This window comes from Duganella sp. sic0402, from assembly GCF_019219065.1.
Classification (GTDB): domain Bacteria; phylum Pseudomonadota; class Gammaproteobacteria; order Burkholderiales; family Burkholderiaceae_D; genus Rugamonas.
In genome coordinates this window covers 1-13117 of record NZ_JAHUWK010000007.1, presented here as the reverse complement: position 1 = coordinate 13117, position 13117 = coordinate 1, and the positions used below count along the sequence as shown (strand labels likewise).

9 protein-coding genes are annotated in these 13117 nt (G+C 59.9%); 5 read left to right on the top strand and 4 right to left on the bottom strand.

The window, feature by feature from the left end:
- Positions 1–10: 10 nt before the first annotated feature.
- A complete protein-coding gene (locus tag KW842_RS17215) occupies positions 11–2962 on the bottom strand; it encodes a TonB-dependent receptor domain-containing protein (RefSeq protein WP_229223758.1) in 2952 nt (983 codons plus the stop codon).
- Positions 2963–3131: 169 nt separating this feature from the next.
- On the bottom strand, positions 3132–4103 hold the full coding sequence (locus tag KW842_RS17210) for an alpha/beta hydrolase (protein ID WP_218305343.1): 972 nt from the start codon (positions 4101–4103) through the stop codon (positions 3132–3134).
- Between the two features lie 297 nt (positions 4104–4400).
- Here KW842_RS17210 and KW842_RS17205 point away from each other — a divergent pair, with 297 nt between their 5' ends.
- Together KW842_RS17205 and KW842_RS17200 are read left to right on the top strand one after the other, a co-directional pair.
- Positions 4401–5471: a helix-turn-helix domain-containing protein gene (locus KW842_RS17205; RefSeq protein WP_218305342.1), complete on the top strand. Its 1071-nt coding sequence runs from the start codon at positions 4401–4403 to the stop codon at positions 5469–5471.
- Between the two features lie 100 nt (positions 5472–5571).
- Positions 5572–7029 carry a S41 family peptidase gene (locus KW842_RS17200; protein ID WP_218305341.1) on the top strand — a complete coding sequence of 486 codons (1458 nt, stop codon included), beginning with the start codon at positions 5572–5574 and terminating at the stop codon, positions 7027–7029.
- A 57-nt stretch (positions 7030–7086) separates the two neighbouring features.
- Here KW842_RS17200 and mqo read toward each other — a convergent pair whose 3' ends face one another.
- Both mqo and KW842_RS17190 read right to left on the bottom strand, forming a co-directional pair.
- Positions 7087–8805 (bottom strand): malate dehydrogenase (quinone), encoded by a 1719-nt coding sequence (mqo, locus tag KW842_RS17195; protein ID WP_218305340.1) that lies wholly within the window; start codon positions 8803–8805, stop codon positions 7087–7089.
- 252 nt (positions 8806–9057) lie between these two features.
- Entirely contained in the window at positions 9058–9993 is a 936-nt protein-coding gene (locus tag KW842_RS17190; protein ID WP_218305339.1) for an alpha/beta fold hydrolase, read from the bottom strand.
- A gap of 145 nt (positions 9994–10138) precedes the next feature.
- Here KW842_RS17190 and KW842_RS17185 point away from each other — a divergent pair, with 145 nt between their 5' ends.
- The 3 genes from KW842_RS17185 to KW842_RS17175 form a co-directional block, all read left to right on the top strand.
- Complete coding sequence (locus KW842_RS17185) at positions 10139–10423, top strand: hypothetical protein (RefSeq protein WP_218305338.1); 285 nt, start codon at positions 10139–10141, stop codon at positions 10421–10423.
- Complete coding sequence (locus KW842_RS17180; protein ID WP_218305337.1) at positions 10411–12606, top strand: TonB-dependent siderophore receptor; 2196 nt, start codon at positions 10411–10413, stop codon at positions 12604–12606. Before KW842_RS17185 ends, KW842_RS17180 begins: the two co-directional genes overlap by 13 nt.
- Before the next feature lie 328 nt (positions 12607–12934).
- Positions 12935–13117: hypothetical protein (locus KW842_RS17175; protein ID WP_218305336.1), on the top strand; the 183-nt coding region annotated here is incomplete at its 3' end.

Genomic DNA, 13117 nt, shown 5'->3' with positions numbered 1-13117 from the left:
TGGCGTCTCCTTAGAAGTTCATGCGCACGCCTACACGGTAGGTACGGCCCACCGAGTCATACACCGCAGGATTCAAGCCGAGGCTCAGGTTGGTTTGCGGCACCAGCACTGGTGCGCGGTCAGCCAGGTTGTCGATCTTGAAGTAGGCGGTCACCTGTTTCGAGAAGTTGTAGTTGCCGCCAAAATCGACATACACGGCACCCGGCATGTGGTTGTCGTAGATGGTCGGATGCGCTGCGGTTGGCAGCGGGCAGTTGGTCTGGCACTCGATGTATTCGTTGTTGAATACGCCAGCGCCTATCCAGCGCTCGCTCAGGTTCAGGCCCAGCTTGCCGCCCATCAGGCCATCCCACGATTGCGATACCAATGCTTTCCACTTCGGCGTAGCGCCGGTCATCGCGCCCGCGCCTTCGATCGGGATGGTGCCTGGCACGCCTGGATCGGAGATCGAGTGGATCATGCGCGACGCCAGGCCACGCAGGGTGACCGTGCCCGGCAGGCCGAACGCGTTCATGTTCTTGCGGTAGGCCATTTCGAAGTCCACGCCACGGGTATGCAGCGAAGCAAAGTTGAAGCTTTGCGCCAGCACGTAGTTGGTGCCCGCAGGACCGTTGATCGACACCGCCGAGCAGACCTGCTGATTGCCGCCGTAGCACAGGTCAACTTCCTGCTGCGGATTCAGCGAGCTGATCACGTTCTGCACCTTGATGTCGTAGTAATCGACCGAGAAGTTGAAGTTACGTGCCCAGCTTGGCTGGCTCAGGACCAGACCGAAGGAGTTGTTGCGCGCTTCTTCCGGCTTCAGCGCCGGATTGCCGACGTTGCGCTGCTGGATCTGGATCGACTGGCCGTTGTTGTTGTTGACCGCCTGGTTGGTGACGGTCATCGCAGCGTACAGCTCCGACAAGTTCGGTGCGCGCACGTCGCTGGAGGCCACCGCGCGCAGGCGCAGGCCGTCGATCGGGGTTTGCCAGGTGGCGCCGAGTTTCCAGGCGCGCGCCTTGCCGGCGGTGCTGTACTTCTCTTCGCGGTCGGCGATATTCAGGTTGGCGTCACCCCAGGTGGCCGACTTCAGGAACGGGATGTTGAATTCCACATAGGCTTCCTTGACGTTGAACGCGCCCTTGCCGTTGTGGTAGTTGCCCGCGAACCAGTTGTCGCCGGTGACCGACAGGGTCGGATCGGCCGGATAAGTGGCGCTGTAAGGCGACTCGGCAGCCAGGCCGGCGCCGTATGGATCACCATAAACCGAGTAGTCTTCGCGACGCCATTCAGCGCCGAACGCCATCGAAATCGGACCGGCCCAACCTTGCGCCAACTCACCATTTATGTTAGCGCTAACAACATTTTGCGTCGAGTCAGTGTGTTGACGCGGCCCGACGGAAGGCGCGATGTAGTTCCAGCCAGCCAGGTTGATTGGCACCTGGCCGAAGATATTGATCGGCTGGCAACCGGCGGCGCGGGCGGCAACGCTGCGGCAGACGATCTGGCCGGTAGCCGGATCTTTCACTGCATCGATGGCGAAGTCATAGCGGCGATTCAGGGTGATGTCCTGCACGTCGATAATGGTCTTGTTTTCGCCGTGTTCGGCGTAAGCGTCGTACGACCATTCCTTGCCGAACAGGCCGAACTTGCCGTTGGCGCCAATCACCACGCGGCGCTGGGTACGGGTGGGATGCACGCTGATGTTGGCCGGGAACTCGGCGTTGGCGGTACCGACCGACATCACGCCGCTTGGATAGCCGGACAAGCAGCCAGCAGCCACCGAGGCAGGCAGATAGGCGTTGTCGCAGCGGATCGAGAGATTGCCCTGCTTGGCCGCGCCTGGGTTTGGCGAGAACACCGAACTGACTTGCGCCCAGTTGCCGGTGACATAGATTTCATTGTCGGCGTCCAGATCCCACGACACGCGGGTGTACGCCACCTGGCGCTTGAAGTTCATCGCCAGATTGGTGCCGGCGCCGACGCTGCCGTCACGGTCGCCGCCGATACAGAAGTTGCCGACGCAGTTGCTGCCGTACTGGAACTGGTATGGCGTGCCGTTCGGGCCGAACGCCGTGCCTTTCAGCGGGCCGTTGGTGATCAGGCCGTATTTGGCGTACTGGATGTGCTGGGCGTTGGTGATGCTGCGGAAGCGCGGCAAGCCGGCTGCCTGCATTTCCTTGGTCGATTCCTGCAATGCAGGATTGGTGTACCAGGTACGTCCGCCAGCGCCAACCTGGCCGAAGCCTGGCGAGTCAATGCCGTTTTGCTTGGTGAACTCACCGCTCAGCGTGACATGCAGGCGGTCGTCGGCAAAGCCCTTGCCCCATGCTGCTTGCACGGTGCCGCTCTTGTCGTCATGGTATTTGGTCATGCCGCCCGAGATATTGGACTTGAAGCCGGTGAATTTCTTGTCGGTGATGAAGTTGACCACACCGCCGATGGCGTCCGAACCGTAGGATGCCGAGGCGCCGCCGGTCACCACGTCAACGCGCTTGACCAGCAACTGCGGGAACTGGCTGACGTCGGTCACGCCGGTCACATTGGCGCCGACCACGCGCTGGCCGTCCAGCAGCGTCAGCGTGCGCAGCGTGCCGAGGCCGCGCAGCGACAGCGAGGACAAGCCCTGAATGCCGCTGGAGGTGCTGAAGGTATTGGTAGTGCGGCCGGTGCTGCCTTGCAGCGCTGGCAGTTCGATCAGCGATTCGAAGATGTTGGGTTTGGCCGCTTTTTCAAGGTCGGCGGACGACAGGGTCGTGGTTGGCGTCGGCTGCGAGAAGCCGCGCGCGGCAATGCGCGAGCCGGATACGACCACGGTGTTTTCGTTCGAAGCGGCGGGTGCTGCTTCTGGCTGAGCAGTGGCGTTGGCGTTGGCCGGCGCATCGGCCGGTGTCTGCTGCGCGTAAGCAGGCATGGCCAGCATGGCGCATGCGCCCGCGACCGCGAGGTTCATCAAATTCTTTTGAAATGGTGTCTGCATGATTGTCTCCGTTTTTGTAATCAATAGCGCCGTCCATCGGTGACGAGCGCCTGCATGTGCAAACTGGCTTTTTTGTCTGTTTAGTAATGCCCTCCCCTGTTGCGTAGTCTGTCTCACCTTCCAATGCTAGCGCTAACAATACAATTTGACAACGTCAACTTGTCATCCGCTAGTGTTTTGTCGGTAAATAGCCATGCATGGTCAGCCAGCGTACATAGCTGTCGAACCATCCGGTGCTGGTCGTTGTTTTTGGATACATGCCGAATCCATGACCGCCCTGTTCGAACAAATGGAACTCCACCGGCCGCTTGGCGTTGCGCCAGCTGTCGATCAGGCCGTAGCCGGAATGGGCGAAAAATGGATCGTCCGCAGCCAGCGCCACGAAGAGCGGCGGCGCGTCCGCCGGCACGCTCAGCGCCGATACAGGACCGTAGATATTGCCGATGAAAGCCGGCTTGGCGTCCTGTCCGTGCAAGGTGGTCGCCAGGGTCAGCATGGCGCCGGCGGAAAAGCCCAGCATGCCGATCCGGTCCCGGTCTACGCGCCACTCCTCCGCGCGGGCGCGCACCAGCGCAAAGGCGGCGCGGGCATCGGCGATCTGTGGCGCGTAGGCAACGGATGGGTCCGCTGGCGGCGTTGGACGCTGCGCCGTGGCCGAAAACATTTCCGCCATGGCGCGCTGGAAGCCCGCCATATCTGCAGGCGTCTGGTTCAGCCGGTACTTCAGCACAAACGCCGCCACGCCCTTGTCGGCCAGCGCCTTGGCGACTTGCCAGCCCTCGTTTTCCATCGATAGCGTGCGGAAGCCGCCACCGGGCGCGACGATCACCGCCGCGCCGCTGGCCTTGGCGGGAGTGGGCAGGAACGGCGTCAGCGTCGCTACCGTGACATTGCGGGCGAACACGCTGTTGTATTGGCGGTGCCAGGATTCCGCTGCGCTGGCGTCTGGCAAGGGACCGGTGTTCAGTGTCAGCGCGGCCGGTTGGGCCGGTGTGGCGATCGGCGCCATCTGGTCGCTTTGCGCCGTGGCGGCGCTGCTCAAGCAATACAGCAGCGCCAACGTTGCAAGCGTTGAAGGCTTTTTTCCAGCGACAGCGGCGCGGACTGCATGACCCTGTTGGCGGATCTTTCTGCGTTCCATGTTAGTCTCCATGTTAGAGATACCTAAAAATGTTAGCGATAACATAATGAGGCAGTGGAGCGAAATTAACGATTTATCGCCGCAGTATCCAATAACTTTTTTCTCTTGACCGATATCGTTATTGATATCAATGGCATGACTCCGCGCTATTGCAGATGCGGGCTCCGGTGCCATGTGGCCGGTGACAAAAAAAATGCGCAAGTGTTGCGATACCGAGACGGCCCGGCGCGGCAGCGCCAGCGTAAAATCTGCTGTCGCCCTCTTTTCCCGGCTGCCCCAATGATACGATTTGGTCCGATGAGCATCGTCCTGTTGTGCGGCGCACTGTATGGCGTGATGCGCATGGCGATGCTGTGCAGCATACCCGTCAACCGGCTTGCCAACTGCCTGCTTGCCGCACTGATTGCCGTGTTTGCGCTCTACACGGCGCCGTACATCATCGGCTATGCCGGCTACTACGACGCTTATCCATGGCTGTCGTTTGCGCCCTACAATCTGACGCTGGCAATCGGTCCGCTGCTGTATGCTTATCTCACGCTGGCCTGCGGCGGCAGTCTGCCCTTACCGCGCCGGCAAGGCCTGCATCTGCTGCCGGCGCTGCTTCAGTGGTGCTACTACAGCTATGTATTTGCGCATCCAACCGGGTTCAAGGACGCATGGGACGCCAGCGTTCATCGTCCCTATGTCGAACCGCTGGAAACCCTGGCGCTGCTGGCGTCGCTGACGGCTTACTTGCTGCTGGCCTGGCGGGATTGGCGGCGCAGCGCCACGCGTCCCGAATGGGGCCGCAACCTGCTGCTGGCGGTCGGACTGACCGGTGTATTCTGGCTGATGCTGGTGGGCGCGGGGCTGACCTGGTCCGGCCTGGATTACTTCCAGCGTTTCCCGTTTTACCTATGGCTGGCCATGCTGATCTGCTACTTGGGCAATGCAGGATACCGGCATGGCGTAACGCCCTTCCCCAAGCCGCGCTTGCAGCCCGGCGCGGCATCCAGGCCCACACCGGACCTTGCCGCGCAGGCCGGACAATGGCACGCCACCATCAGCGCGGAAAAATGGTGGCGAGACCCGGAACTGACCGTGACCATACTGGCGCGGCGCCTCGGCACCAATACCAGCACCTTGTCACGCACGCTCAACGACGGCCTCGGCCTGAATTTTAACGAGGTAATCAACCGTTTGCGGGTTGAAGCCGTCGTCCGCGCGCTAAGCCAGCATGACCCGCGGACGGTACTGGATATCGCCATGGCTGAGGGCTTCAACTCAAAAGCCAGCTTCAACCGGGCCTTCAAACTCTACACGGGCGAAACGCCAACGGCTTACCGGCGCCGCTTCGATCCAGACGCGCCGGTCTCAATTTCCAGCTAGTCTCAGATTCCCTATTTCGCTTGCCGCCAGCGATGTTGAGACGCCTGGCGCGCCGGCCTTGGCTACAGTCGGACACCCTGCCAACCATACAAGGTGTTCCATGTTCAGCCGCTATCTTCATCTTCTTTTGTTTGCCATGTTCCTGCCGCTGTGCCTGCACGCCGCCGCCCAGGATACGCTGACTGCCGAGCAAGCCCGGCAGGATGCGACCATCCTGGCCGGCGCCCTGCGCGCGCTGCATCCCGCGCTGGACAAATACCGCAGCCAGTCCGAGGTAAACGCATCGTTTGCGCGCTTTCAGGAGCGCGCCGGCGCTGCCCGCTCACCGGCCGCCATGTACCTGGCGGCGACCGAGCTGGCCGCGTCGATCCGCTGCGGCCACACCTGGACGAATGTGGTGAACCAGCAGGCGGCAGTCCGGCAACGCTTGCTTGGCGGCGCAGACAAATTGCCGCTGACGCTGGCCCTGGTCGAGGGCCGCTGGCTGGTACTCGGCAGCACCGTACCCGGCATCGCGGCGGGCGACGAACTGCTGACCATCGCAGGCCAGGACAGCGCCGCCGTGCGGGCCGCGATGCTGCCCTATCTGCGCGCCGATGGCGGTAGCGACGGCAAGCGCCTCCGCCAGCTCGGTCATGACCGGCTGGATTACAGCATGATGGACATCATCTGGCCCTTGCTGTCGCCGCCGGTGGACGGCGTGTATCCATTAACGGTCAGGACAGGCGACGGCCCGGCGCGCGCCATCGACGCCACCGCCACCACCCTGGCTGCCCGCGCAGCCGCCTTGCAACAGCAGGGCGTTCAGCCCATCAGCGAGGCCTGGCAACTGCGCATCGACGGCGATCTCGCGGTCATGACGCTGCCCACCTTTGCGCTCTACCGCAGCCGGTTCGACTGGCGCCAGTTTTTCAGCAACAGCTTTGCCGAGCTGAATCACCGCCATATCGCCCGCCTGGTCATCGACATACGCAACAACGAGGGAGGCGACGACGCCATTGGCGCGGAGCTGCTCAGCTGGCTGATCAGGTCGCCGCTGACCTATGTATCGGATCAGTCCGTGACCACATATGAACGGGTGCCGTACAAGTTCGCACGCTTTCTCGATACCTGGGACTTCGGCTTCTTTGATCGCACCGGACAAGTCGACCGCATCAGCGAAGGCCCGCAGGCCGGACGCTGGCGCTTTCGTCCCAGCGCACAGCAAGCGCGCACCATCGCGCCACGCGCGCAGCGCTATGCGGGGAAAGCCTGGCTGCTGATCGGCCCCGAAAACAGCTCGGCGACCTTCCTGCTGGCGCAGCTGGTCAAACAATCGGGCGCGGCAGTGTTGGCCGGGCAGCCTACCGGCGGCAATCTGCGTGGTCTGAACGGCGGCCAGCTGGCATGGGTCACGCTGCCTAACTCGGGCGTCGCTGTCGATATTCCTTTGCTGGCCACAAGTTACAGCGCCGCTACGCCGGACGCGCCCATCCTTCCGGATGTCGTGGTGCAGCGTCAGTTTGCGAAGCAGGCGGCGCGATATGACCAGGAACTGGAAGCCGTGCTTCAGGAATGAAAAAAGCCCGGCAGCGCATGCAACGCTGCCGGGCTCATGCCTGATGACGCAGCAGAATTACAGCGCGATATCCGGCACTTTCTTCACGACGCCAGGCTTGTCGGTGGACACCGCCGCAGGCACGAAACCTTCCAGGCTAGGCGAGGCAATCGCCAGTTGCAGGGTTGCAGCGGTGGCTGCCCACTCGTCCGCCAGCAGCTGTGGGTTCTCGTTGAGTTTCTTGCCGTAGGTCGGAACGATTTCGCGGATCTTGCTCTGCCATGCGGCGGTTTTGATACGGTCAGGGAAAGCCTTCTCCAGCAGCGACAGCATGATCGCCGGCGAGGTCGAACCACCTGGCGATGCGCCCAGCAATGCGGACACCGAACGGTCTTCGGCCACCACCACTTCCGTGCCCAGCTTCAGAACGCCGCCCTGGCCAGGGATGTTCTTGATGATCTGGACGCGCTGGCCAGCCTGCCACAAGCGCCAATCTTCATCTTTCGCCTCTGGCATGTAGTGGCGCAGCGCCGCCATTTTTTCTTCTTTGGACAGCTCCAGTTGCTGCGCCAGGTATTTGACCAGCGCAAACTCGTTCATGCCGACCTGGAGTTGCGGGATGATGTTCGACGGCGTGGTCGCCTTCGCCATATCGAAGTAGGAACCGTTCTTGAGGTATTTGCTGGACCAGGTGGCGAATGGGCCAAACAGCAGCACCGTTTTACCATCCAGCACGCGGGTATCCAGGTGCGGCACCGACATCGGCGGCGAACCGGTATCGGCCAGGCCGTACACCTTGGCCAGGTGGCGCGCGGTGATTTGCGGATTGTCCGTCACCAGGAATTCACCGCCGACCGGGAAGCCGCCATATTGCTTGGCTTCAGGAATACCCGACAATTGCAGCAGCGGCAGCGCCGCGCCGCCCGCGCCGATGAAGATGTGGCGTGCATCCACGGTCTGGATATTGGATTTGTTGTTGATGTCGAAAGCGGAAACGCGCCACGAGCCGTCTTCGTTGCGGGTGATCGAGCGTACCTCGTGGCCGGTCGAAATCTTGACGCCCGCGCGTTCGTTCAGGTGCTTGTAGAACTGGCGGGTGATCGCGCCCAGATTCACGTCAGTGCCCAGCGGCGAGCGCGTGGCGGTGGCGATCTCGTCCGGCTTGCGGCCTTCCATCATGATCGGAATCCACTCTTTGATCTTGGCCGCATCGGTGGTCATTTCCATGCCAGCGAACAGCGGCGACGCTTTCAGCGCCTCCACACGCTTGCGAATGAATTCACGGTTGGTTTCGCCAAACACCAGGTTCATATGCGGCGTCGAATTGATGAATTCGCGCGGATTGCCCAGCACGCCCTTGCGCACCTGATGCGACCAGAACTGGCGGGAAATCTGGAAACTCTCATTGATCTCAACCGCCTTGGCAATCTGTACTTTGCCCTTGTCGTCCATCGGGGTGTAGTTCAGTTCGCACAGCGCCGAATGGCCGGTGCCGGCATTGTTCCAGCCATTGGAGCTTTCTTCCGCAACCTTGTCCAGGCGTTCGAACACTTCGTAGGTCCAGCCAGGCTCCAGCTCAGCCAGGTACACACCCAGCGTCGCGCTCATGATGCCGCCACCGATCAGCAGCACATCCACTTTACGGTCCGCCTTGTCGGCACGGAACTGGCCTCCGAAGAAGGCCGAGTAGCCGCCCCATACGGCTGCGACGCCCACCGCTGCGCCGATAAACTGGCGGCGGGAGAAGCGTCCGCGTTTGGCGGCAGGCGGCGTATTCTGGTTGTTCACTTCAGTCATGGGAATTCTCCTCTTAAGAAATATTGAAACAATGGGCAAGGGAGATCAGGGGCGATGCCACATGATCAACGATGCTGTTTCGGGATCTGATGCCTGGGCGGCTACGCCCTTGCGGGCGCGCACGTGGGTGGCAGAGTGTCTTGTTGCGGGCGTGAGTACACAATTATCAGGGTAATCATCATAGTCCCCGCCAGAGGATTTCACTATTGTGGTTAACCGAAATTTGCAGAAATTCCGAAATAGTGAATAGCTTTACTGAAGGGTGTTGACGCTATCGAGGAAGCGATGGACGGCGCCATAGAAGGCGGCCGGCTGCTCAATCCACGGAAAATGGCCGCTTTTCTCGATGAACACCAGTTGCGCGCCGCGATTGGCGTCGCGGATCTGGTACTGGGTGGTTTCGCCGACCGGGTCTTGCCGCCCCATCAGCACCAGCACCGGCTTGTTGAAAGTCTTCATGCCCTCGGTCAGGTCCTGCTTGACCACCTGCCGCATGGTGTAGCGGCTCATGGCGTCGCTCTTGGCGCCCGGTGCGGCCAGACCGTCATGGAAGGCCAGGCCATCTTTGCGATTATAGAAGTAGCCCGGCAGGATGGCACGCAGCGATTCCAGATTGGCGCGCTCAGAGTTGGCTTTGCGGCGCACCGGATCATTCCAGTAAGCCTCGCTATCCAGGTCCGACGGCAGCAGGCGCGAGTGAATGTTATCGCTGAAGTAGCGCTGGAATTCCTGGGTCCACGCCATCGGGCCACTACCGACCAGCAGCAGTGCATCGGTACGGTCCGGATGGGCGAGACCGTAGCGCATGGCCAGCATGCCACCCCAGCTGTGACCCAGCACGCTCCAGTGCGCGATGCCCAGATGTTTGCGTAGCACTTCCAGATCTTCCACCAGCAGCTCGGTGTTGATGGTGGTTTCATTCATCGGCGTCACGCTGGACTGGCCGGTGCCGCGCTGATCCAGCATGATGGCCTGGCGGCCGGACTTGGCCACTTCCGCCATCACCGGGTGCAGATAATTGGCAAAGCCGGGGCCGCCGGACAACATCACCACCGGCGCCCCGCTGCCCTGCACCCAGTAATGCAGCTTGGCGGCGCCGGATGGCAGATCACCTTCCACCACATCGGAGGCCGCCATCGCTGGGGTGGTGCCGAGAAAGGCCAACAGCAAAGCTAACAAAGTTTTCATCTTGAAGTCCAACCTTACACAGTAAAGACGCCAAGAATACACAGACAGGCTTACACTGTAAAGTACGGAAAATTTTCCGCAAATAAACATTTGATATGCAAACTGTGTAACAATATTAAAAATAACAACTTTTACCTGCCATCATATGAAAATTGTTTTTGCTCTGGTATTGCTGTTCAATTCCACGCTCACTATTGCTCAAAGTAAATTCTCGCCACAGGAATGCTATAGCCGCTGCACCACATCTGCTGCTGAAGAACCGTTCTCCATGCCCGAAAAAGTCACCGCCGCGCTGAAGGCGATTCAAGAAAAGAAGAAAAGCGAATCTGACCCGGCCAAGCTGAAACAGCTGGAGAAAATGGAAGAAGAAGAGCTGGAAAACTTGAAAGATGCAATGGAGCGGATGTGCAGCAAAATATGCGGTTACTGAAATTGGGACCGGAAAAAAGTGTTTACCTATGGGCTTTCCTCGCCTTGCCGGTGTATGCGGATGAAGTCAAAAAAGAGCCGGTCCCAGTTGTACAGGTTGTGGTCAACGGCGGGATAAGCGATATCGATGCCGCGCGCGATTTTGTCGCGGGCAAAATCGTGATTGGGAAAAAACGCATCGCTGAAAGCGGCGCACGGGATGTCGCTGAAATCTTGCGGCGGGAACCGGCCATTACTATCGGCAAAAACGGCCAACTGGGTTTGCTTGGGCTGCCCGGATATACGCAAATCCTGGTAGATGGATTACCGCCTCAAGGTGCGGATCCATTCAGCATGGATCTGGTCCACGTAGAAAACATCGAAATCATCAAGTCCGCCACAGCCGCAACCGGACCGTTCGGCATTGCCGGAACAATTAATATCGTTCGTCGCAAGGCTGAGAGGAAAACCACTGCGCAATTGCGTGCAGATACCTTCATCAGTGGCGGCAAGCATGGTGCGAACTTATCCTTGTCGAGCAATCACGCCACGGAAGGCAGCCCGCTGATTTACAGTCTGTCACTGAGCGCGGGGCGTCGAAACACGCCGAGCCAGGTCGACTACACTCAAGTTTTGCGCCAGTCCGCAGACCACAGCGAAACCCGGCTAAGCGGCGCGCGCGACGGTGAAAACCGCAGTGATAACCTGCTCTTGAGCAGCGAGTTTGCGTGGAGCCTCAGTTCCGGGCATAAACTCAGCTTTTCGCCCGAAGCCGCCCGCCTGGAAAGCACCAGCAATAGCCTGGAACGCCGTCAGTGGGATACTGGGCCAACCCAGACGCTGGAGCAAAGGAATAAACAGCCGCTCACCAGCTACGGGATTCCGCTGATCTGGCACTGGAAAGTCAGTGCAGACAGCCGTCTGAAAGTGCGCCTGAATACCAACTGGCTTTCCACCGACGTCGACAATACGTTGCTGGATGCACGCTCAGGGAGTGGCGTTCACGTAGTACAGAAAGATGAGCACCGGGAACTCCGCAACCACTTTCTGGACCTGGACTACAACACGGAGTATCCCGGAGGTCACGAAATCGCAGCGGGCTTCAAGCTGGCGCGCAATCGCGGCAGCAGAGACTACACCGATCTTGTTGACGGGCTGCCCGACAGCACGCTGAGCTTGTTGGGAAACACCTTGTCAACGCTGTCCACGCGCTACCAGGCATTTATTCAGGATGATTGGCGCATCAACCGAAGCTGGGCGGCAGGTGCCGGACTGTCCACCGAATACCGTACCTACAAGCTGCACGAGGGCTCCGCACACGACGATAGCGATTTCAACATCTGGTCGCCGACGCTGCACATCTCGCATCGGATCAACGGCGACCGCAAGCGTCAGTTCCGGATGTCGCTTGCCCGGACCTTCCAGGCGCCGAATGTGGATCAGATGCTGCTGCGTCCGCGCATCAATGCCCTTGCGCAGTGCTACGGATCGCAGCGATGCGGCGCCAATACCCCCGAGACGAGTGATGGCGCCGGCAATCCCCAGCTGCAGCCCGAACGCGCCCTCGGCGTTAACCTGTCTTATACCCATGGCTTCGGCAAGGGCAGCGAGGCGGTGGTTGAACTGTATTCGCGCAAGATACGGGACAAGATCAGCACCGAACTCGCCCTGGAGAATGTGGCCTGGGCCAGCGTGCCGCGATACGTATCGCGCCCCGGCAACATCGGCAGCGCAAACGTGTATGGCGTGAATCTGGAGGGACGGCTGGGTGCACGAGACTTGTGGCAGGACGCGCCCAATATGGAACTGTCAGGCAGCCTGGGCTTCGCCCACTCGGAACTGACCACGATTCCGGGGCCGGATAACCGCTTGTCGGGCCAGTCTCCGTGGCGGGCCAAGCTCGCCATGGCGTACACCTCGGTTGCATGGCCGCTCAAGATGAACATCGACGCCAATTGGCTCCCCGCCGACTGGACTCGCCAGAGTCTCGCTGAACGTGTGTATCAAGGCAGCAAGTTCACGCTCAACGCGAACACCAGCTGGGGTGTCGCGCCAGGCGTGCGGCTAAAGCTTAACCTTGAGAATCTGTTCCCGCAGGATTTGAATCGCGTTGATGAATACACCGGTGCGGAACAATCGCTGCAGCGTAGCAGCAACAGTGCGACCTTCCGCCGCGTCGTGATCGGCCTCGATATGACGCTTTGACCACCTGGGTTAAGCCGCCGTTGCTAATGCAGCACGGCACCTTATCCCTGCTTCAAAAATTTCGAACAGGGCCTGACATAAAAAAGGGGATGAGCGCGAAACTTCCTGCCGCCCATCCCCAATATTTCATCCATGGGGAAGCATGTAGTTTTCGAAAATCCTGGATCTTCAACTGATAGTGTAAAAATACGGGCAACAGGATCGCTGTCTGCACCATGGCAACCGCAAATATTAATCGCGTCACCTGAGGAAATAAGGAGAGATGTGGATGGTGCGCGAAGCTGAGTGCGAGAGAGAAGCTACCTAATTACCTATATCAGAGGCGCAAATGAATAATGGAAAATTCGCGTTAATTAAGAATGGCTCGGTTGACGATACGTCTCTGTGTAGTGGTTTAATGTACCCGGACACTGATTTAGGCGAGAATGCTCGCCATGGAGAGGTGTTTGATGAGCAAGCAGAGACGTACGTTTTCCCCGGAGTTCAAGCAGCATGCGGCATGCCTGGTGCT

What these genes read in the sequence shown, in the direction of transcription:
- KW842_RS17215 (WP_229223758.1), bottom strand. Translation starts at nt 2,962, where the DNA reads ATGCAGACACCATTTCAAAAGAATTTGATGAACCTCGCGGTCGCGGGC.
- KW842_RS17210 (WP_218305343.1), bottom strand. Translation starts at nt 4,103, where the DNA reads ATGGAACGCAGAAAGATCCGCCAACAGGGTCATGCAGTCCGCGCCGCT.
- KW842_RS17205 (WP_218305342.1), top strand. Translation starts at nt 4,401, where the DNA reads ATGAGCATCGTCCTGTTGTGCGGCGCACTGTATGGCGTGATGCGCATG.
- KW842_RS17200 (WP_218305341.1), top strand. Translation starts at nt 5,572, where the DNA reads ATGTTCAGCCGCTATCTTCATCTTCTTTTGTTTGCCATGTTCCTGCCG.
- mqo (WP_218305340.1), bottom strand. Translation starts at nt 8,805, where the DNA reads ATGACTGAAGTGAACAACCAGAATACGCCGCCTGCCGCCAAACGCGGA.
- KW842_RS17190 (WP_218305339.1), bottom strand. Translation starts at nt 9,993, where the DNA reads ATGAAAACTTTGTTAGCTTTGCTGTTGGCCTTTCTCGGCACCACCCCA.
- KW842_RS17185 (WP_218305338.1), top strand. Translation starts at nt 10,139, where the DNA reads ATGAAAATTGTTTTTGCTCTGGTATTGCTGTTCAATTCCACGCTCACT.
- KW842_RS17180 (WP_218305337.1), top strand. Translation starts at nt 10,411, where the DNA reads ATGCGGTTACTGAAATTGGGACCGGAAAAAAGTGTTTACCTATGGGCT.